We start from the raw sequence: 20,727 nt of genomic DNA on the forward strand, positions 1-20,727 counted from the left end.
TCTTGTCGACGTGGGTCAGCCCTTCCACCGCCCCAGCGTGAGCGCCCCACGCTCGCGCCGAACCTCCACCACGCCCGTCCCCGCGAAATGTGCCGGGATCACCGACTCCTGCTGGTCGGCCGCCCGTTCCAGGACCCGCTGTCGGCTTGCGGCGGCCTGCCGCGGGTCGAGGCAGAAGCAGCTGCTGCACTCGGGATGCAGGATCTGCACCGGGCTGTGCAGCAGGTCCCCGACGAAAGCGGCTCGCTCGCCGCGCGAGGAGAGGCGCAGTACGGCGGAACCGGGGGTGTGACCGGGAGCGGATTCCAGGGTGAGGTGCTCGTCGATCCGGTGCTCCCCGTCCCACAGTTCGGCCTGCCCGGCCCGGTGCACGGGGGCGATGCTGTCCTCGTAGATCAGCCGGTCGTCGGGGCGTACCCCGCCGCCGTAGCCGCCCTCGGGGCCGAAGTGGGTGTCGTCGGCGGCCGGGAGGAGGTAGCGGGCGTTCGGGAACATGGGCACCCACTCCCCGTCCGCGTCACGGGTGTTCCAGCCGACGTGGTCGCCGTGAATGTGTGTGTTGACGACGACGTCGACGTCCTCGGGGCGTACCCCGGCCCGCGCGAGACGGCCCGGGAAGTCGCCCGCCTGGTGGTGGAAGAGCGGGTTGCCGGGCCGGTCGCGTCCGTTGCCGACCCCGGTGTCCACCAGCACGGTCCGCCCGGCGCTGCGCACCACCCAGGTCTGCAGCGCCACCACGGCACGGTCACTTTCGGGGTCCCAGTGGTCGGGTGCCAACCGGTCCCGGTTGTCCTCCCACACGTCGGAGGCGCAGCCCGGAACGAGGTCACGGGCGGGCACGAACGGCACCTGCCACTCGACGACCCGGACGATCTCGACATCACCGATCACGAAGCTCTGTACGGTCTCATCAGCCATGCCCACAAGTCTAGGGATCTCGGCTGAGCATTTCGATGACTGATCTGCTCCGCCGAATACGCGAGCGTCTCATCATCGGCTGACGACGAGGTTAGGCTGTCTCTCATGGACGTGGTGAGTGACGCGATCTCCGCCGTACGCACCGGGCGCCCCTCCTCGAACCGGCTGACGGTGCGAGGGAGCTGGTGCACCCGGCTCGCCCCGTACGAGGGCGCCGGCTTCCACGTCGTCCTCTCGGGCGGCTGCTCGTTGCTGCCGGACGGGGGCGGCGAGCCGGTGACGCTGGGCGCGGGCGACGTCGTACTCCTGCCGCACGGGGCCGGACACGTGCTCGCCGACGGACCCGTGGACGCGGCGCGGGCGGAACGGGCGGTGCCGTTCGAGTCGCTGACCGGCCCCGTCGGGTCCCTGCGCGGGGAGGGCCGGGAGGCGGAGCTGCTGTGCGGCAAGTACCGCCTCGACCGCAGCCGGGTGCACCCGCTGCTCGCGGAGCTGCCACAGGTCGTCCACCTGCCCAACCGGGTCGGCGCGGACCCCGAACTCCGGTACGCGGTCGACCTGTTGGCACGGGAGCTGGACGAGCGGCGGCCGGGCGCGTGCCTGGCGCTGCCGAGCCTGCTCGACCTGCTCCTCGTCTACATGGTCCGCGCGTGGATGGCGCGGGCACGGACGGGCGCGTGGCCCGGCGTGCTGAGCGACCCGGTGACGACGGCCGCGCTGCGGGCCCTGCACACCGACCCGGCCGCGCCGTGGACCATCGACCGCCTGGCCGCCGAGGCCGGCGTCTCCCGCGCGACCCTCTCCCGCCGCTTCACCTCACTCGTGGGCCGCCCGCCCATGGCCTACCTGACCTGGTGGCGCCTGACCCTGTCGGCCACCCGCCTCCGCGACTCGGACGCCCCCCTGGCGACCGTGGCCCGGGAGGCGGGATACGGCAGCCCGTACGCCCTGTCGCACGCGTTCAGCCGCGAGTTCGGGGTGACGCCGGGGCGGTACCGGGAGCTGGCGGTGAACCGGGGGCGGGAGGCGTAGCGCCGGCCCCCTGCCTTTCATCCGTGGTTGTGCCTTCGCGGCTCCGTTCAACCGCGGTTTCCTGCCTCGCGGTTCGGTTCAGCCGCGGACGAAGGTGTCCACCGCCACGTCGAAGTACTCCTTCGCCTCCCGCACCTTGCCGACCGGGGCCGACACCCACACGTCGTACAGCCGGCCGTTCTCCTCCCAGCACAGGTCGTAGGTGTGCCGGGGGCCCTCCGCCGTGCTGAAGCCGTTCCAGGTGAACTCCCAGAGGGCGGCCGCACCGGTGCGGTGGGTGGTCTCCGTGACCCGGCCGTCGTGGTAACCGGGGTTGGACGAGGGGCCGTCGGCCGCCGCCCGTCGCATCACCCCGAGCGGGCCGCCGGGTTGGGGGTCGGCGATCTTGATGCCCAGGCGGAAGGCCTTCCCCGGCGACAGGTAGAAGACGCGCTCCCCCTGCGGCTCGCGGGTGAAGCCGTCGGGGACGGCGAGTGTGAAGCCGGCGGGGTCCTTGGCGGTGCGGTAGCCCGAGGGCGCGGGCGAGTGGGGGGTTCGGTCGCTCGCGCCGGCGCCGGTACCCGTACCGGTACCGGCCGTGGCCGACCGGCTGGAGTTCGTCGCGGGGGACGCCCCGGACGGCTGCCCGGAGGGTCGCGCGGGCCGGCTCACGGGTGAGCTCGCCGACGTCACCGACGCCCCCGGCCCCGAACTCGTCGGCGTGCCACCCCCGCCACCTCCGTCCCGGTTCACCAGGAGGGCCGCCGCGGAGACCCCCGCGCCCGCCATCGCGGCGACCAGCAGCGCGGCCACCAGCACCCCCCTGGTGGAGTACGTCTTGTTGGGCGGTACCGGTTCCGCGGCGGTCGGCGCGGGCTCCCGCCGGGGTACGTCCAGCCGCGTCGGCGTGTACCCGGGCGGTGACGTCGGCATCCGGCCCGTGTCCCGGAAGGCGCGCAGCATCCGTTCTGCCTGAGCCGCGTCCAGCCGTCGCTCCGGATCGCGCTCCAGCAGCCCCCGTACGACGGGAAGGAGCGGTCCGGCCTGCACGGGCGGGCGGATCTCGTCGAAGACCACCGCGTGCAGGATGCCGCCCAACGAGTCGCGGCGGAACGGCGATTCGCCGCTCAGGACCGTGCACAGCAGCGCGCCCAGCGACCACAGGTCGGACTCCGGGCCGGTCCTCGCCCCGGACATCCGCTCGGGCGCGGTGTACTCGGGGGAGCCGACGAAGGATCCGGTCTCGGTGAGCGTGGTGGCTCCGGCGACCTGGGCGATACCGAAGTCGGTCAGGACGACCCGGTCGGTGTCGGCTTCCAGCAGGACGTTCGCGGGCTTGATGTCACGGTGCAGGACTCCCGCCGCGTGCGCCGTGCGCAGCGCGCTCAACAGGCCGATGCCGATGCGGGCTGCCTCGGCGGCGTCGACCGGGCCGCGCGCGGAGACGCGGTCGGCGAGCGAGCCGCCGCCGATCAGGTCCATGACGATGTAGGGGCGTTCGTCGTGCTCGACGACGTCGTGGACCACGATGATGTGCGGGTGGCGCAACTGCGCGACCGCACGCGCCTCGCGGAGGGTACGGTCGCGTTGCCGCCGCGCCTCCTCCTCGGAGAGCGTGTCGTCGAGGGGGATCTCCTTGACCGCCACCTGCCTGCCGAGCAGTTGGTCGGTGGCACGCCACACCACGCCCATGCCGCCGCGCCCGAGCCGCTTCTCCAGCCGGTAACGCCCTGCGATGACGCGGGCGCTGTCCCCCTCGGTCCCCATGCGCCCCATCATGCCGCACCGGACGGACCGCCTCCGGGTCGGCGACCGGCCAACTCCGCGGCAGCGGGCGGCAGGCTGTCGTCAGGAGCTCTGCGGCTGCCAGCCCTGCAGTACCGCCGTGAACTGTCGGCGCGTGGTCGCCCAGTCCGCCGCGGGCGAGGACATGTAGATCGCGTACTCGACGCCGTCCCGGGCCACGTACGTCTCCTCGACGGCCCGGCGCGGCCCCGGGAAGGAGGTGTCCTTGGCCAGCGCGGTCCACGTGTACTCCCACCGTGAGCCGTCGCGGTCCCGGTAGAGGTTCTTCTCCAGCGACACCCGGTTGTAGTCGAGCAGCCGCACCCGCAACTGCTCGTCCAGGTCCAACTGGTGCTGATACCCGTCGGCGAAGTCCGGCGAGGGATCGACGGCGATGCGGACGAAGTGCTCCCCGCCGTCGGGCGTGTAGTCGATCTGCTCGATGCCGCCCTTGACGCTGGCGACCTCCCGCTTCCAGCCCTTGGGCAGATAGAGGCTGAAGCCCGCGGGATCATCCACCTTGACCCAGCTCGCGGGAACGGTGCCGGGGGTCGTCGTGCTGCCGTCCGTCGCCCCGGGCGACGGGCCGGTGCTCCGGCTGGGCTCCGGCGAGACGCTCGCGTTGTCCTGCTCGCGCTTCGCTTCCCACGCCTGCAGCCCGACCACCGTGCCCCCGCCGACGAGCGCGGCGACGACGATGACGAGCGCCCGGGTGCGCCACCGGCGCCGTCCGGGCGGCGCCTCGGGACCGACGGCCGTCGCCGACGTCACCGACCCGTAGGGGGCGCCGGAAGCCGGGTGGTACGCCGTCGAGGCCCCGGGGTACGGCGTCGATGTCGCCGAAGGGTACGGCGTCCCGGTCGCGGAGGGATAGGGCGTCCCGGTTGCGGGGGAATACGGCGAGGCGGTTCCGGAGGGGAACGGCGACGCGGCCGCCGGCCCCGGCCCCATGGGCGGCCCGGTGAGCCCGGTGCGGGAGTCCGGTTCGTGGTGGGGACCGCCGTACTGCGTCCGCACGTACGCCTGCGCCTCGTGCGGCCGGCGCCCCTCCGCCGCCTGGGCGAGCAGGTGCTCGGCCGCGGAGGCGTCGGGCCGTGCGGCGGGGTCCTTGTGCAGCAGCGCGGCGATGACGGGCGCGAGCGGACCGGCATGGCTCGGCTCCGCGGCCTCCTCCTCGACCACGGCCTGCATGGTGGTCAGCGGCGAGGTGCGGCGGAACGGCGACCTGCCCTCGACCGCCGTGTACAGCGTGGCGCCGAGCGCCCACAGGTCCGAGGACGCTCCCGGATCGTGCCCGCGGACCCGCTCGGGGGCGAGGTAGTCGACCGAGCCGACGACCTCTCCCGTACGGGTGATGGTGGTGTCGCCCTCGATCTGTGCGATGCCGAAGTCGGTGAGGAGCACGCGTCCGTCGTGGCCCAGGAGCACGTTGCCGGGCTTCACGTCGCGGTGCAGCACGCCGGCCGCGTGGGCGGCGCGCAGCGCGCGCAGCACCCACAGTCCGATGCGCGCGGCCTCCGTCGGCTCGACGCGCCCGCGCTCCTTGACCGCGTCGGCCAGCGAGTGGCCCTCGACCAGTTCCATCACGATCCACGGCCGACCGTCGTGCTCGAGCACGTCGTGCACGGTGACGACCGCGGAGTGATTGATCCGAGCCGCGGCACGCGCCTCCGCGCGGGTGCGGGCGAGCAGCCTGGGCCGGTCACTTTCGGACACATAGAGGGCGGCGGTCAGCTCCTTGATCGCGACGGCCCGGTGCAGCACCTCATCGTGCGCACGCCACACCCGGCCCATGCCGCCGCTGCCGATCGCCTCGGCGAGCCGATAGCGCCCCGCGAGGAGCAGGCCCTGCATCTGATTCACGTTGCCCCGCAATGCTCTTGACTGAGTCAGATTAAGGAGCGCCACGCGCCGAGGGGAACCAGGGGGCGCCAAGGAGACCGCACTGTGACGGTTGTCGCTTCCCGCGCCGGGAGTAAACCGTCGGCGCCTTCGCTGCGTACCGTCACGCCTGGAGCAGGCGAATCGTCAGCCGGTGACCTGATATGTCGCCGACGCCTGCTCGTACAGCCGTGTCACCTCGTCCCGTTCGGCCTCCGGTCCGCGCACCTGCACCACGTGGTACTTGCCGTCGACGAGCAGTGCCAGGTTGCGCACGAACAGCTCCCGCCCGTCGTCTCCGGTCCAGGTGAACTGCCCCTCCGCCATGGTCCGTCCGCCCACCTGAATGGTTTTCAGGCCGGTGGCGGTGGCCCAGCTGGAGTCGCGGTACGGCTGGAGTTCGCGCTCCTTCTCCCGCTGGTACACCATCGGATCGCTGCCGCCGGCCGCCGCCGAGTCCCGGCCCGACACGACGATGAGCTCGAAGTCGCCGTGCGTGTAGAGCACCTGACCGCGCCCGTTCTCCGGCGTGCGGTTCCAGCCGTTGGCCACGGCGACCCGGAAGCCCGCGGGGTCGTCGCGCAGCGTGAACCCGTCGGCGAGCTCCGGGCCGGTGGTCTGCGTCTCGGCCGAACCGGCCGAGTTCGAGGGGCTGGTCGACGGCTGCGGCGAGGTCTGGTCCGGCCGGGGCTCACTGCTCGCCTCGGGGGACTGAGCGGGCGCCTGACCGGCGGCCCCGGTCGATCCCGTCCGGTCCGCGCCGTTCGTGTCGTCCGGGTCGGCCTTCGGCATGAAGAACATGGCGTACGCGATCGCCGCGGCCAGCGCGAGCAGGATCAGCACGATCAGGGTGCGGCCGAGGCTGCGCGGTGAACGGACCTCCTCCCGGGCCCGCTTGTGCCGGCCGTGCGCACTGGTCGCGGGCAGCTTGGCGCGCCGCCTGCGCACCAGCTCGCCCCGGCGGCGCACGATGGGCAGCCGGCTCGCGTCGACGGGCGGAGCCACCACGACGTGCGCGCCCGCCTCCGGCTCGGGCGCCGACCGGACCAGCGAACGCAACCAGCCGCGCAGCTCCTCGAAGTCGAGCCGTTCCGTCGGGTCCTGACGCAGCAGCGACTCCACGACCGGCCGGAGCGGTCCGCACTCCTCGGCGAACGCGGGCGGCTCGGCGCACACCAGCTGCACCAGCTCGGCGGTCGACTCCTCCGGGTACGGCGCATGCCCCTGTACGGCCCGGAAGAGCAGCGCGCCGAGCGCCCACAGGTCGGTCGCCGGCCCGATGGGCGCGGCCAGCTGCCAGTTCTCGTGCACGGGCCCCGCCTGCTCGGGCGCCCACCGCTCGGTCACGGGTCCGACGACGGCCATCCGCGCCTGCCTCGCCCGTTCGGCCGCCAACGCGGTGGCCGGCCCCCGCCGCACGGGAGCCTCGGCGGCCAGCTCCTCCCAGCGGGTGGGGCCACCGGGGGCGGGCGTCCCGCCGAGACCGGCGGCGGGGACAGGGGCAGGGGCGGAGGCGTGGGCGGGGCCGCCGGTCGGAGGGGTGGCGCCGAAGCCCGGTGCCGCCGGGTGTCCCAGGACGGGACCGTGGCCCGGGGCGGCGAGACCGTTGCTCCCGGCCGGCAGCGCCGTACGTCCCGTGACGCCCGGGGCGTAGCCCCCGGCCGACGGTGGTGAGGCCTCGGCCCCGCCACGCGGCGCGGCACCGTGCCAGGGGGTGGCGCGCACGCCGTAGGGGTCGGCGATCTGGCCGGGGGGCGTGGCACCCGGCGCCCGCTCCACACCGGTCCCGGGGGCGTACGGCGACTGCGCCGAGCCGTCACCCTGGGCAGCGGGGCCGTCGGAGGCGGGCCGGGCTCCGGGCAGTGCCGTCCGCCCGCTCTGCTGCGCCTCCTGGACCCGGGCCGCGGCCCGCGCTCCCGCGCGATATGCGGCGATCGCTCCGGCCCGCGCCGCCCGGATGTCGCCGCCGCCGTCGGGCTCCCGGCGGGCGAGCGCGCCCGACCCGGCCGCTCCGGTCGCCGCTTCCGGCCCCGCAGCGGGCAGTCCCCCGGCCGCACGCGCCTCGATGGCCGCCCGCCGGGCAGCCTCGGGATCCACCTGCCCGCCACCAGGGCCGGCGACGGATCCCGTACCCGCGCCCGTACTCGAGCCGGCGAAGGGTCCGGGGCGTGGGCCGGTGCCGGGCGCGCCGCCGGAACCGAGCGCGATGGCAGACCCGGGCGCGCCACCTGTCGTGCGAGCGCCACCGGACGTAGGCACGCCACCCACGCCCGGCGGTCGAGTGCCCGGCACGGAAGGGCCGGGAGGGCCGGGCGCGCCACCGGAAGCCTGGTCACGGCCCCCACCGAACCCCGCGCCCCCGCCACCGGTGTCCGCGCCCCACTCGCTGTCCGGGGCCGGCACCGGGTCGTACCCGCACAGCGCTTCCTCCGCCGCTCCGACCGCGAGGCCGGTCAGCATCACCCGGCCGTCGTCGCAGACGAGCACCGTGCGTGCCGTGACGTTGCGGTGCACCCAGCCGTGGGCGTGCAGCACCCGCAGCGCCATGAGGACGTCGGAGGCCACCTCGGCCGCCCGGTACGGCGTCAGCGGCTTCTCGGCGAGGAACGCCGCCAGTGACCGCGCGGCCACCCACTCACTGACTATCCAGAGCGAACCGCCCTCGGCGAACACGTCGAAGACCTGGTCGAGCCGGGGGTGGTCGGGAATCCGGGCCGCGGCCTGCGCGGCCTCGACGGCCCGCCGGACAGCGGGGTCGGTGGGCCGGCGGGTGCTCGCCCGCATCGCGGCGGACCGCCGCGCGCCCCGGTCCCGTGCGTCGCGCGGATCCCGCGCGGTGAAACCGTCCGGCAGACCCTCCGCGTCGAGCACCTCCGCCTCGACGACCTCCGGCAACGGCACCTGCCTGACGAAGACTTCCTGGCCGCTGTAGGTGTCGAAGGCCCGGCTCTCGGTGAGTTCGTACTCGTCGGAGGGCGGCAGCGGCAGGCGGTAGCGGTCGGCGAGCACCCGACCCGCATAGTCGTCCACGTTGCCTCCCCCGGCCGCCCGACTGGTCAATTCCGTTCGTGTCGCGACCCGTTCCGCATCCACGTGGATGCGTACGGTCCGCGAACATTCACGATACGTGCCGGAGGCAACCTGCAAAGAGGGGATGCCGGATCTCGCGGCCCAAACGCGGGACCGCTCCCCTCACGACTTCGGTGTGAAGGTCTCCGTCAGGGTCCGCCAGGTGTCCTTGCGCACCTCGGTGCCCCACTTCGCGGCTTTCGCCGTGTACATGAGGGCGTAGCCGAGATGGTCGTTGACGACGAACCCACGGTCGATCGTGCGGTACCTGGTCCCGCCCTCCGTGTAGGTGAACTCCCAGTCGGCCGTGTTCCAGCCCCTGTAGTTCACCTTCTCTATTCGGATCTTCTTGTACTGCGAGCGCACCATGTAGCGCTCCTGGTTCGTCCAGTCGGCCACCGGGTCGCCCTTCGGCGTGGAGGTCCAGGCGACCAGCAGCCTCTGCCCGTCGGGTCCGGTGAAACGATCCCCCGCCGAGCCGGTGGACTGGTACTTCCACCCCTTCGGCAGCCCGATCGAGTACCCCTGACCACCCCGGTACGTCGACGCCGTCCCGCTGCCGGAACCGCCGGTGCCGTCCGCCTCCGCACCGCTGCCGCCGGACGGGCTCGCCTCGGTCTTCGAGGTGTCCTCCGACCCGGAGTCGCCCGAGGCGGCGGAGCCGGACTCGGCCGCCGACCCGCTGGTTCCGGCGGAGGTGTTCTTGTCCTCCTTGGTGGCGGCACTCTCGCTGGCCCGCGCGGTGACCTTGGCACCACCGCCGCTGCTCTTGGCCCCCTTCGAACCGTCGTCGTCCCCACCGAGCGTCAGTGCCAGCACGGTGCCGATCACGGCGAGCGCCACGACCACCGCGATGATCACCAGCGTCCTGCGGGGCACCACGTCGGTGAGCGGCGCCCTGGGCACGGAGCGCGGCGGCAGATCCGGCGGCGTCATCACCGGCCACCCGGAACTCCGCCCGTTCGTGGGCGCGTTCGCGGCGCTGGTGGTGCTCGTGGCGTTCGCGCCCGCCGCGGCGCTCGCGGTGTCCGAGCCCTTCGCCGTCGTTCCCCGCGCGCCTCGCTCGCGGGCCGCGGGCACCCGGCCCGAACCGGACTCGCCCGCTGCCGTTCCGGCGCCCGCACCCGCTCCGGGCCCTGACGCCGACCCCGTGGTCGTGTCCGGCTTCCCGCTTCCGGCCGTCTCCTTCGCGCCCGCCGACCCGGCACCACCGGAACCCGAGACGGCCGTCCCGCTCCCGGACCTGGCGCGTGTCGCGGCCGCCGAACCGGCCGCCGCTCCGGCTGCCTTCCGCATGGAACGCAGGGCCCCGCGGAACCGCTCGCCGGCCTCCTCGCCCCGCTTGCTCCCGGTGCCGGCCGAACTCCCCTTGCCGGACCGCTCGCCCGGCTGTGCGGGCAGCGGCACGACCCTGGTCGCGTCCACCGGCTCCGGCTCGACGACCTTGGTCTCGGGCGCGTGCAGCACCGCGTTGAGCATCGCCCGCGCACCGGCGTCGTCGAGCCGCTGCTCGGGATCCTTGGTGAGCAGTCCGTAGATGACGTCCTTCAGCGGCCCCGCGTTCTTCGGCTCGCCGAGCGGTTCGGTCATCACCGCCGTGAGCGTCGCGATCGCCGAGCCCTTGTCGTACGGCGGCGCTCCCTCGACCGCCGCGTACAACAGCCCGCCCAGCGACCACAGGTCGGCCGCCGGGCCCGGCTTGTGACCCCGGGCGCGTTCCGGCGAGATGTAGGAGGGCGCGCCGACGAGCATGCCGGTCGACGTGATGGACGGGTCGCCCTCGACCTGCGCGATGCCGAAGTCGGTGAGCACGACCCGGCCGTCCTCGGAGATCAGCACGTTCGACGGCTTCACGTCACGGTGCAGAATGCCCTCGCGGTGCGCGGACCGCAGCACGTCGAGGATCGCGAGCCCGACCTCCGCCGCGCGCCTGGGCTCCAGGAGGCCGTCCTCCCGGATGGCCTCGGCGAGCGACTTGCCCTCGACCAGTTCCATCACGATCCACGGCCGGTCGTCCTCCTCGACCACGTCGAAGACCGTCACCGCGCTGTTGTTGCGGATCCGCGCGATCGCCTTGGCCTCGCGCAGCGTGCGCGTGATCAGGCGCCGTTTCTCGTCCTCGTCGATGCTGGACGGGAACCGCAACTCCTTCACGGCGACCGTCCGGCCCAGGGTCTCGTCCTCGGCTCGCCACACCGTGCCCATGCCGCCGCGGCCCAGCACTTCTCCCAGCCGGTACCGCCCGGCGAGGAGACGCTTGCTCTTGTCCTGCCGGGATGCCGCCCCCGCCCGCTCCGCCTCCGACATGCGTCCCCTCATGCAACCCGCCCTGACAGAGCCTCCATTGTCTCTCACCCGACAAGTGCCCGACGCCCAGGGTGCCTCTCGCCGCACCCGGGGCCCCCTGAAGGCCCGCGAGTCCGCCGGCCTGCGGCTCCGCGGCGCCCGGGTGGCCACGTGCCGGGGGCCCCGTGGGCCTCGTCTTCCGCGGCCCTGCATGATGGACCGCGACAAGGGAGGGCTCCCGCGATGCCGCCGCTCAGGCCACTTCGGCGGCTACGGCCGTTCCTGGTCGTACCCGTGTCCCTGGCACTGCTCTGGTCGGCCTCGACCGGCTCGCGGGCGGCACCTCCCGCGCCGGCCCCGGACACGGTCCTGCCGCTGCTGGTCTCGCGTGGAGGCGCCCCCGCCGCGGCCCTGCTGGCCCGTGAGGGGACCGCCACCCGTTTCGCCCGGGCAGGTGACGGGATGTCCCGTGCCGACCACTTCCGGGCGGGCAGCGTCACGAAGACCTTCCTCGCGACGGTGGTCCTGCAACTGGCCGACGAAAAGCGGCTGTCGCTGTCGGCCCCGGTGGAGCGGTATCTGCCGGGTCTGGTGCGAGGAGCGGGCAACGACGGCCGCGCGCTGACCCTGCGCGCCCTGCTCACCCACACCAGCGGCCTTTACGACTTCACCGCGGACACCGGGGGCACCGTCCCCGTGTCCCCCCTCCAGGCTGTACGCCTCGCTCTCACCCACCCTCCGGCCGACCGCGGCCGCTACTCCTACTCGAACACCAACTACGTCCTGCTCGGCCTGGTCGTCGAGCAGGTCACCGGCCGCTCGTTCGCCACCGAGGCCGAGCGCCGCATCCTCGCTCCCCTGCGTCTGACGGGCACCTCCTTCCCCGGCTCCCGCACCACTCTTCCCTTCCCGCACGGCCGCGCCTATGCCGCCGACGGCTCCGACGTCACCGACCTCGATCCGCGGGTGGCCGGCGCCGCGGGCGAGCTGGTGACCACGCTTGCCGACCTGGACCGCTTCTACGCGGCCCTGCTCGGCGGCGAACTGCTGCCCCCGCGCCGGCTGCGCGAGATGCTCGACACCCGTACCGCACACGGCTCGTACGGCATGGGCCTGTTTCCCCTGAAGCTGCCGTGCGGCATCACGGTGTGGGGGCACAACGGACGCATCACCGGCAGCTACGTGCGCACCGCAGCCACCGTCGACGGCCGTCGTGTCCTCACCTTCCGCGTGAACACGGACACGGTCGCGGACCCCGGACTCGAACCCCGGCTCCTCACCGCCGAGTTCTGCCCCCGCACCTCGTAGAACGAGCGGGTTCCGAACGAAGATCCCGGCAGGAGACACTCGTTCGAGTGACGTCCGGCCGACCACTCCGGCGACTCGCCGGAGCGACTGAGCCCTGAGCCCTGAGCCCTGAGCCTTGAACCCCAAGCCCAGGCCCAAGCCCAGGCCCAGGCCCAAGCCGCAAGCCCCAAGCTCAAGCCCCAAGTGGCGGAGTGCCACTGCCGCCACCGAGCTGACCGCCCTACAACTGCGCGATGTCGGGCGCCCCCAGCCGCGCCGCGTCAGCCGTCAGGTCGTCGGGCTGGCGCTGCGACTCCCGTTCCGCCTCCACCCGCTTCTCGTAGTGCTCGACCTCGCGCTCGATCTGGTCCTTGTCCCAGCCGAGCACCGGCGCCATCAGTTCGGCGGCCTCCCGCGCGCTGCGCGTTCCCCGGTCGAAGGTCTCGATCGAGATGCGGGTGCGGCGGGTCAGCACGTCGTCCAGGTGCCGGGCCCCCTCGTGCGAGGCGGCGTACACGATCTCGGCGCGCAGATAGTCGTCGGCCGCCTGGAGCGGCTCGCCCAGCGAGGCGTCCGCGGCGATGAGCTCGAGGATCTCCTCCGTCAACGTCCCGAACCGGTTCAACAGGTGCTCCACGCGCACCACATGCAGCCCGGTCCGCGCGGCGATGCGCGCTCGCGCGTTCCACAGCGCCCGGTACCCCTCGGCGCCGAGCAGTGGCACGTCCTCGGTGACGCATTCGGCGACGCGCATGTCGAGTCCGTGCACGGCGGCGTCCACCGCGTCCTTGGCCATCACCCGGTACGTCGTGTACTTGCCGCCCGCCACGACGACGAGCCCCGGCACCGGATGCGCCACGATGTGTTCGCGCGACAGTTTGCTGGTGGCGTCGGACTCGCCGGCCAGCAGCGGGCGCAGACCCGCGTACACGCCCTGCACGTCGTCCCTGGTCAGCGGCACCGCGAGGACCGAGTTCACGTGTTCCAGGAGGTAGTCGATGTCGGCGCTGGACGCGGCGGGGTGTGCCTTGTCGAGGTCCCAGTCGGTGTCCGTCGTCCCGACGATCCAGTGGCGGCCCCACGGGATGACGAACAGGACGGACTTCTCGGTGCGCAGGATCAGCCCGGTGGTCGAGTGGATGCGGTCCTTGGGGACGACGAGGTGGATGCCCTTGGACGCCCGTACGTGGAACTGGCCCCGCTCTCCGACCATGCCCTGGGTGTCGTCGGTCCAGACACCCGTGGCGTTCACGACCTGCTTGGCCCGGATCTCGTACTCGCCGCCGCCCTCGACGTCCTGCACGCGGGCCCCGACGACGCGCTCGCCCTCGCGCAGGAACCCGGTCACGCGCGCGCGGTTGGCGACATGGGCGCCGTACGACGAGGCGGTGCGCACCAGGTTCGCCACATAGCGGGCGTCGTCCATCTGGGCGTCGTAGTACTGCAGCGCGCCGACCAGCGCGTCCTTCTTCAAGGCGGGGGCGACGCGCAGGGCGTGACGGCGGCTCAGGTGACGGTGCAGGGGGAGACCGCGCCCGTGGCCGCGGGCCATCGACATGGCGTCGTAGAGCGCGACGCCCGAGCCGGCGTACAGGCGCTCCCAGCCCTTGTGCTGCAAGGGGTACAGGAACGGCACCGGCTTCACCAGGTGCGGGGCGAGCCGCTCCAGCAGCAGGCCGCGCTCCTTCAGCGCCTCCCGTACGAGCGCGAAGTCGAGCATCTCCAGATATCGCAGGCCGCCGTGGATGAGCTTGCTGGACCTGCTGGAGGTGCCGGACGCCCAGTCACGCGCCTCTACCAGTCCCGTGGACAGACCGCGGGTCACGGAGTCGAGGGCGGTGCCCGCACCGACCACGCCCGCGCCCACGACCAGCACGTCCAGTTCTCGCTCGGCCATTGCCGCGAGTGACTCGGCGCGCTGCGCCGGCCCGAGTGTCGCTGTCCTCACCGCTGCCTCCCGCTGTCGGTCGCGCCGGCCGCACCCGTGAGGTGAGACCCGTGCCGTTTCCCCCTGCCCAAATTCTGACCGGCTTGACCTGCTTCAGCCACTACTCGCCCCCAGCCTGTGGACAACCGCCACCGACCCGCGGGACGACACAGCCGACCAATCCCACATAACGGTCATATTTACTCCTAGTCTGACATTGCGCTCGCCCATCCTGTCCACTGGGCTTGCGCACCTGTCCCGCTTCGGTTACTGGGAAGGACGGCCCACGCCATGCCCGCAGATCTCGCCGTCATCGGACTCGGCCCGTACGGCCTGCCCCTGGCCCAAGCCGCCGTCGCCGCCGGCGTCTCGACCCTCGGGTACAAGACCGGCCCCGAGGCCGGCGGCCTCAGCCCCGCAGAACTGCGCCGGATGCTCTCGGGGGGTTTCCGGCAGACCACCAACCCGGCAGAGCTCGGCCGGGTGCGCACGGCGGTCATCTGCGCCCCGACGTCGCGGGGCGCGGACGGCGGGCTCGACCTGAGCCAGGTGCGGACGGCCGCCCGCACCCTGGCCGCACACCTGCGCCCGCACACCACGGTGATCCTCGAGTCACCTGTGTACCCGGGGACCACGGAGGAAATCCTGCGCCCCCTCCTGGAAAGGGGTTCGGGCCTGCGGGCCGGCCGCGACTTCCACCTCGCCTGCTCGCCCAGCCGCGTCGATCCCGGCAACCGCGACTTCAGCCACGCCAACACCCCGCAGGTCATCGGTGGCCTCACCCCCGCCTGCACCGAGTCGGCGGCCGCCTTCTACGGCCGCCTCACCGACAAGGTGGTACGCGCGCGTGGACCCCGCGAAGCGGAGACCGTGCAACTCCTGGAGACCAACTACCGGCACGTCAACATCGCCCTCGTCAACGAGATGGCCGTGCTCTGCCACGACCTGGGCGTGGACCTCTGGGACGTCATCCGCTGCGCGGAGACCAAGCCGTTCGGTTTCGAGGCGTTCCGTCCGGGCCCCGGCGTCGGCGGCCACGCCGTCCCCCAGGACCTGACCGGCCACGGGGGGCGCACCCTGCGCATGGTCGAACTGGCCCAGCAGGTCAACGACCAGATGCCCCGGTACGTCATCCAGCGCGCCGCGACCCTGTTGAACGAGCACGGAAAGTCCGCCCGCGGCGCCCGCGTGCTGCTCCTCGGCGTCACCTACAAGCCCGACCTCGCCGACCAGCAGAGCACCCCCGCCCAGGAGATCGCGACCCGGCTGATCGAGCTGGGCGCCTCCGTCAGCTACCACGACCCGCACGTTCCGTCCTGGAGCGTCCTGGACCGCCCGGTCCCGCGCGTCGACTCCCTCTACGACGCCGCCGCCGACGCGGACCTGACGATCCTGCTCCAGCCGCACCGCACCTACGACCTCCAGGGCCTGTCGGTGAAGGCCCAGCTCCTGCTGGACACCCGTGGCGCCACCCCGACAGGAGCCGCCCACCGGCTCTGACCGGGTTCTCTACGGAGTGACCGGTTCGACCGGGTGTCCCTACGGGGCGACCGGCTCTGACCAGGGTCGTCCCCGGTCGACCGGCCCTTGACGGGAGTTGTCCACGGATACCGCACCAGTTTCCGATGACCTCCCGGAGGGCTCCGCGCAGATGGATTCGCCCCGCGCCCTCCCGCGTTCCCCCCGCGCACTCCTGCCGGGCCGGGCCCGGAATTCCCCGCGTAATCCCTGGTGAAGAGGGTGGCCGCGCCTGCTAGTCTTCGGCGTCTTGTCGCACACTCGTGCGCACACACCACACCATTCGTCACTTCAGTCCCGTGGGGGGATCCTGTCATGACCCAGTCAGCTCCGCCGCCGTCCGACGGCAACCCGTTCGCCCAGCAGCCCGCCGCCGGCGCCCCGCAGCCCACCGACGGCAACCCCTACGCCCAGCAGCCGGGCGCCGCCCTGCCGCCTCCGGCCCCGTTCGTGCCCGCGGCCGCTCCGGCCCGTACCAACCTCGCCCTGGGCCTGGTCGTCGCCGTCGTCGTGGCCCTGGTCACCGCGGGCATCTACGGCGGCATCGTCGGCGCCACCGAGTACGAGATCGGCTACGCGGCTGTCGGCGTCGGCTTCCTCATCGGCTTCGCGGCGGGCAAGATCGGCGGCACCAACCCGGTGCTGCCCGTGGTCAGCGCCCTGCTGTCGCTGGGCGCCGTCTACCTCGGCCAGCTCATCGGCATCGCGATGATCGGCGCCGACGAGCTCGGCGTCTCCGCGACCTCGCTGTTCACCGAGCACTTCGACTTGCTGACCGAGGGCTGGAGCGAGACGGCCGACGCGATGACCTACCTGTTCCTCGCCATCGGCGCGTTCGCCGCGTTCTCCGGCGCGAAGAAGGCCGCGCTGTAATCACGCGGGTGTCGCGTGCACACGCAGGCCACGCGCAGCGCGCGACCGCGCGAAGGGGCCCGTCCACCTCACGGTGGCGGGCCCCTTCGACGTCGTACGGCCTATCGCTTGTGCTGCGAGTCCGCCACCGTCACCTCGACGCGCTGGAACTCCTTGAGCTCGCTGTAGCCGGTGGTGGCCATGGCGCGGCGCAGGGCGCCGAAGAAGTTCATGGAGCCGTCCGGGATGTGGGACGGGCCGGTGAGGACCTCCTCGATGGTGCCGACCGTGCCCAGGTCGACCTTCTTGCCGCGCGGCAGCTCCTCGTTGACCGCCTCCATGCCCCAGTGGTGGCCCCTGCCGGGCGCGTCGGTGGCGCGCGCGAGCGGGGAGCCCATCATCACGGAGTCGGCGCCGCAGGCGATCGCCTTGGGCAGGTCGCCGGACCAGCCGACACCGCCGTCCGCGATCACGTGCACGTACCGGCCGCCGGACTCGTCCATGTAGTCGCGGCGGGCCGCGGCCACATCGGCCACCGCGGTGGCCATCGGGACCTGGATGCCCAGCACGTTGCGCGTGGTGTGCGCGGCGCCGCCGCCGAAGCCGACCAGGACGCCCGCCGCGCCCGTGCGCATCAGGTGCAGGGCCGCGGTGTACGTGGCGCAGCCGCCGACGATCACCGGGACGTCGAGCTCGTAGATGAACTGCTTCAGGTTCAGCGGCTCGTGCGAACCGGAGACGTGCTCCGCCGACACGGTCGTACCGCGGATGACGAAGATGTCCACGCCCGCGTCCACGACGGCCTTGGAGAACTGCGCCGTGCGCTGCGGGGAGAGCGCGGCCGCGGTGACCACGCCCGAGTCGCGCACCTCCTTGATGCGCGCGCCGATCAGCTCCTCCTTGATGGGGGCGGAGTAGATCTCCTGGAGACGGCGGGTCGCGGTGTCCACGTCCAGCCCGGCGATCTCGTCGAGCAGCGGCTGCGGGTCCTCGTACCGCGTCCACAGGCCTTCGAGGTTCAGTACGCCGAGGCCACCGAGCTCACCGATACGGATCGCGGTGGCGGGCGAGACGACCGAGTCCATGGGGGCGGCCAGGAAGGGCAGCTCGAAGCGGTAGGCGTCGATCTGCCAGGCGATCGAGACCTCCTTCGGGTCCCGCGTACGGCGGCTGGGGACGACGGCGATGTCGTCGAAGGCGTACGCCCGGCGGCCGCGCTTGCCGCGCCCGATCTCGATCTCAGTCACGTGTGTGGCCTTTCCCTCTGCGTTTCAGCGTCTCCCAGTATCGCCGACGGGTACGACAAGGGCGGCCCCGGTGACCCCGGAGCCGCCCTCGGCATGCCTCACGCGCGCGTGGGGGTCACTTGTTGCGGCTGTAGTTGGGTGCTTCGACCGTCATCTGGATGTCGTGCGGGTGGCTCTCCTTGAGGCCCGCGGAGGTGATCCGGACGAAGCGGCCCTTGGTCTCCATCTCCTCGATGGAGGCGGCGCCCACATAGCCCATGGTCTGGCGCAGGCCGCCGACGAGCTGGTGCAGCACGTTGGCCAGCGGGCCGCGGTAGGGCACCTGGCCCTCGATGCCCTCGGGGACAAGCTTGTCGTCGGAGGCGACCTCGGCCTGGAAGTAGCGGTCCTTGGAGTACGACCGGCCCTGGCCGCGGGACTGCATCGCGCCGAGCGAGCCCATGCCGCGGTACGACTTGAACTGCTTGCCGTTGATGAACTGCAGCTCGCCCGGAGACTCCTCACAGCCCGCGAGAAGGCTGCCCAGCATCACGGTGTCGGCGCCGGCGGCCAGCGCCTTGCCGATGTCGCCGGAGTACTGGAGACCGCCGTCGCCGATCAGCGGGACGCCGGCGGCACGGGCCGCGAGGGACGCCTCGTAGATGGCGGTGACCTGCGGGACGCCGATGCCGGCGACGACGCGGGTCGTACAGATCGAACCGGGGCCGACGCCGACCTTGATGCCGTCGACGCCGGCGTCGACCAGCGCCTGGGCGCCGTCGCGGGTGGCGACGTTGCCGCCGATCACGTCGACGTGGACGCTCGACTTGATCTTCGCCATCCAGTTGAGGGCGTTGCTGTTGTGTCCGTGCGAGGTGTCGACGACCAGGAAGTCCACACCGGCCTCGGCGAGGGCCTGGGCGCGCTCGAGCGCCTCGGGGCTGGCGCCCACGGCGGCACCGACGAGCAGCCGGCCCTCGGAGTCCTTGGCGGCGTTGGGGTACTGCTCGGCCTTGACGAAGTCCTTGACGGTGATGAGGCCCTTGAGGACGCCCGCGTCGTCGACCAGGGGAAGCTTCTCGATCTTGTGGCGGCGCAGCAGTTCCATGGCGTCGGCGCCGGAGATGCCGACGTGGCCGGTGACCAGCGGCATCGGGGTCATGACCTCCCGCACCTGGCGGGAGCGGTCGCTCTCGAAGGCCATGTCCCGGTTGGTGACGATGCCGAGCAGCTTCTTGTTGCCGTCGGTGACCGGGACGCCGCTGATGCGGAACTTGGCGCACAGCGCGTCGGCCTCGCCGAGCGTGGCGTCGGGGTGCACCGTGATCGGGTCGGTGACCATGCCGGACTCGGAGCGCTTCACGAGGTCGACCTGGTTGACCTGGTCCTCGATGGAGAGGTTGCGGTGCAGCACGCCGACGCCGCCCTGCCGGGCCATCGCGATCGCCATGCGGGACTCGGTGACCTTGTCCATCGCCGCGGAGAGCAGCGGGATGTTCACCCGGACGTTGCGCGAGATGCGGGACGAGGTGTCGACCGCGTTGGGGAGCACCTCGGATGCGCCCGGCAGCAGCAGCACGTCGTCGTAGGTCAGCCCGAGTGTCGCGAATTTTCCGGGCACTCCGTCGACGTTCGCAGTCATGACACCTTCCCCAAATGGCCTTGATCGGTGCGGATGTCCATGCTAACGGGAAGCGCGGCTCCCGAATTCCACAGTTTCGGGTACCGGTGGGTCTCGTATGTTCGTACGGCGGTGAGGGCGGGCGCGTTCACGTGCGGCGGGCTCCCTTGCGCACCGCGAGCCGGGAACAGGCCGCTCGGCACCGCGCCGAAGGTTCTCGCTTTTCGGTTGTCCGCCGCTGTCACGGAGGCGAATCCGCTGTCACCAAGGGAAAGCCGCTGTGACGGAGGAACCCGTTCACTCGCCTTCGGCGAACCCCGTCCACCGCTCGGGCGGGCGGACCCTGCCTACTGCTCGGCCAGGGCCCGCAGCCGGCTCAGCGCCCGGTGCTGCGCCACCCGGACCGCGCCCGGTGACATTCCCAACATCTGGCCGGTCTCCTCGGCCGTGAGGCCCACCGCGATGCGGAGCAGAAGCAGCTCGCGCTGGTTCTCGGGGAGGTTGGCCAGCAGTTTCTTGGCCCATTCGGCGTCGCTGCTCAGCAGGGCCCGCTCCTCGGGGCCCAGCGAGTCGTCGGGGCGCTCGGGCATCTCGTCCGAGGGAACCGCCGTCGAGCCCGGGTGACGCATCGCCGCCCGCTGGAGGTCGGCGACCTTGTGCGCGGCGATGGCGAAGACGAACGCCTCGAAGGGGCGCCCGGTGTCCTTGTAGCGCGGCAGGGCGAGGAGGACCGCGACGCAGACCTCCTGGGCCAGGTCCTCCACGAAGTGCCGCGCGTCGCCCGGGAGCCGGGACAGACGGGTGCGGCAGTAGCGCAGCGCGAGGGGGTGTACATGGGCGAGCAGGTCGTGCGTCGCCTGCTCGTCCCCGTCGACGGCACGATGGACGAGCGAACCGATCGCCCCTTGGGCAGGGGCCGCCGCCTCATCGTCGCGCATCGGTCCATGGTGCCTTGGCGGCGTGTGCTCCGTGGCACCGCGCCCGTCGTTGTGCACTGAAGCGTTATGAGCAGGTGCGCCGGCACTCATTCCCTGCGCCCTCCCCTTCCGCTCGACCGACTCGTTCCCGAGGAACTCCACACCTCAAGGATGCGGCATCCGCGGCGAAACGAGCAGCGGGCAGCCGGTGGGCCCGTTTGCCACCCCCGCCCACCTTGCGGTAGGCGGGGATTCGTCGACGTTCCGAACCCTCACCGGGGCACAGCGAACGCCCCAGGTTCTGTCTGCCGATTCCCGCCGGGTGGACGCCGACCGCCGATCCGACGCCAAGGGCCGGACACGTCGCGAGGCGGACGGGAAGGTGACGGCAGGGCCCACGTCCTGTCGCCCCGTTCCCGCGCGAGGCGG

At 72.6% G+C, this 20,727-nt stretch carries 13 protein-coding genes; 4 read left to right on the top strand and 9 right to left on the bottom strand.

Going from position 1 to position 20,727, the window contains the following annotated elements; genetic code table 11:
• Positions 1-15 precede the first annotated feature (15 nt).
• Positions 16-918 (bottom strand): MBL fold metallo-hydrolase, encoded by a 903-nt coding sequence (locus OG985_RS19500; protein ID WP_371669632.1) that lies wholly within the window; start codon positions 916-918, stop codon positions 16-18.
• Positions 919-1,023: 105 nt separating this feature from the next.
• Here OG985_RS19500 and OG985_RS19505 point away from each other — a divergent pair, with 105 nt between their 5' ends.
• Positions 1,024-1,950 carry an AraC family transcriptional regulator gene (locus OG985_RS19505; RefSeq protein WP_371669633.1) on the top strand — a complete coding sequence of 309 codons (927 nt, stop codon included), beginning with the start codon at positions 1,024-1,026 and terminating at the stop codon, positions 1,948-1,950.
• 78 nt (positions 1,951-2,028) lie between these two features.
• Here OG985_RS19505 and OG985_RS19510 read toward each other — a convergent pair whose 3' ends face one another.
• From OG985_RS19510 to OG985_RS19525, 4 genes are all read right to left on the bottom strand, one after another.
• Positions 2,029-3,696: a serine/threonine-protein kinase gene (locus OG985_RS19510; protein ID WP_371669634.1), complete on the bottom strand. Its 1,668-nt coding sequence runs from the start codon at positions 3,694-3,696 to the stop codon at positions 2,029-2,031.
• Between the two features lie 81 nt (positions 3,697-3,777).
• Entirely contained in the window at positions 3,778-5,568 is a 1,791-nt protein-coding gene (locus OG985_RS19515) for a protein kinase (RefSeq protein ID WP_371669635.1), read from the bottom strand.
• Between the two features lie 174 nt (positions 5,569-5,742).
• Positions 5,743-8,625, bottom strand: coding sequence for a protein kinase (locus OG985_RS19520; protein WP_371669636.1), 2,883 nt, complete (start codon positions 8,623-8,625; stop codon positions 5,743-5,745).
• Between the two features lie 162 nt (positions 8,626-8,787).
• The gene (locus OG985_RS19525; protein WP_371674435.1) at positions 8,788-10,971 is read right to left on the bottom strand and encodes a serine/threonine-protein kinase; all 2,184 of its coding nucleotides are present in this window, start codon (positions 10,969-10,971) and stop codon (positions 8,788-8,790) included.
• 222 nt (positions 10,972-11,193) lie between these two features.
• Between OG985_RS19525 and OG985_RS19530 the strand changes: the two genes are divergently transcribed.
• Positions 11,194-12,258, top strand: a complete 1,065-nt coding sequence (locus OG985_RS19530) for a serine hydrolase domain-containing protein (RefSeq protein WP_371669637.1) — start codon at positions 11,194-11,196, stop codon at positions 12,256-12,258.
• A 220-nt stretch (positions 12,259-12,478) separates the two neighbouring features.
• On the opposite strand, the gene OG985_RS19535 is transcribed toward OG985_RS19530, so the two are convergent.
• Positions 12,479-14,185 carry a glycerol-3-phosphate dehydrogenase/oxidase gene (locus OG985_RS19535; RefSeq protein ID WP_371669638.1) on the bottom strand — a complete coding sequence of 569 codons (1,707 nt, stop codon included), beginning with the start codon at positions 14,183-14,185 and terminating at the stop codon, positions 12,479-12,481.
• 270 nt (positions 14,186-14,455) lie between these two features.
• On the opposite strand from OG985_RS19535, the gene OG985_RS19540 reads away from it, so the two are divergent.
• Together OG985_RS19540 and OG985_RS19545 are read left to right on the top strand one after the other, a co-directional pair.
• Positions 14,456-15,664: a nucleotide sugar dehydrogenase gene (locus OG985_RS19540; protein WP_371669639.1), complete on the top strand. Its 1,209-nt coding sequence runs from the start codon at positions 14,456-14,458 to the stop codon at positions 15,662-15,664.
• Between the two features lie 333 nt (positions 15,665-15,997).
• Entirely contained in the window at positions 15,998-16,555 is a 558-nt protein-coding gene (locus tag OG985_RS19545) for a hypothetical protein (RefSeq protein WP_371669640.1), read from the top strand.
• A 101-nt stretch (positions 16,556-16,656) separates the two neighbouring features.
• Here OG985_RS19545 and OG985_RS19550 read toward each other — a convergent pair whose 3' ends face one another.
• The 3 genes from OG985_RS19550 to OG985_RS19560 form a co-directional block, all read right to left on the bottom strand.
• Entirely contained in the window at positions 16,657-17,781 is a 1,125-nt protein-coding gene (locus OG985_RS19550) for a GuaB3 family IMP dehydrogenase-related protein (protein ID WP_371669641.1), read from the bottom strand.
• A 115-nt stretch (positions 17,782-17,896) separates the two neighbouring features.
• Positions 17,897-19,402 carry an IMP dehydrogenase gene (gene guaB, locus OG985_RS19555; RefSeq protein ID WP_371669642.1) on the bottom strand — a complete coding sequence of 502 codons (1,506 nt, stop codon included), beginning with the start codon at positions 19,400-19,402 and terminating at the stop codon, positions 17,897-17,899.
• 326 nt (positions 19,403-19,728) lie between these two features.
• The gene (locus tag OG985_RS19560) at positions 19,729-20,319 is read right to left on the bottom strand and encodes a sigma-70 family RNA polymerase sigma factor (RefSeq protein ID WP_371669643.1); all 591 of its coding nucleotides are present in this window, start codon (positions 20,317-20,319) and stop codon (positions 19,729-19,731) included.
• Between the last annotated feature and the right edge of the window lie 408 nt (positions 20,320-20,727).

The organism is Streptomyces sp. NBC_00289, from assembly GCF_041435115.1.
Taxonomy (GTDB): domain Bacteria; phylum Actinomycetota; class Actinomycetes; order Streptomycetales; family Streptomycetaceae; genus Streptomyces.

Bases quoted from the DNA above. Each gene is read 5' to 3' on its own strand.
- OG985_RS19500 (WP_371669632.1), bottom strand. From the start codon at position 918: ATGGCTGATGAGACCGTACAGAGCTTCGTGATCGGTGATGTCGAGATC.
- OG985_RS19505 (WP_371669633.1), top strand. From the start codon at position 1,024: ATGGACGTGGTGAGTGACGCGATCTCCGCCGTACGCACCGGGCGCCCC.
- OG985_RS19510 (WP_371669634.1), bottom strand. From the start codon at position 3,696: ATGGGGACCGAGGGGGACAGCGCCCGCGTCATCGCAGGGCGTTACCGG.
- OG985_RS19515 (WP_371669635.1), bottom strand. From the start codon at position 5,568: ATGCAGGGCCTGCTCCTCGCGGGGCGCTATCGGCTCGCCGAGGCGATC.
- OG985_RS19525 (WP_371674435.1), bottom strand. From the start codon at position 10,971: ATGTCGGAGGCGGAGCGGGCGGGGGCGGCATCCCGGCAGGACAAGAGC.
- OG985_RS19530 (WP_371669637.1), top strand. From the start codon at position 11,194: ATGCCGCCGCTCAGGCCACTTCGGCGGCTACGGCCGTTCCTGGTCGTA.
- OG985_RS19540 (WP_371669639.1), top strand. From the start codon at position 14,456: ATGCCCGCAGATCTCGCCGTCATCGGACTCGGCCCGTACGGCCTGCCC.
- OG985_RS19545 (WP_371669640.1), top strand. From the start codon at position 15,998: ATGACCCAGTCAGCTCCGCCGCCGTCCGACGGCAACCCGTTCGCCCAG.
- guaB (WP_371669642.1), bottom strand. From the start codon at position 19,402: ATGACTGCGAACGTCGACGGAGTGCCCGGAAAATTCGCGACACTCGGG.
- OG985_RS19560 (WP_371669643.1), bottom strand. From the start codon at position 20,319: ATGCGCGACGATGAGGCGGCGGCCCCTGCCCAAGGGGCGATCGGTTCG.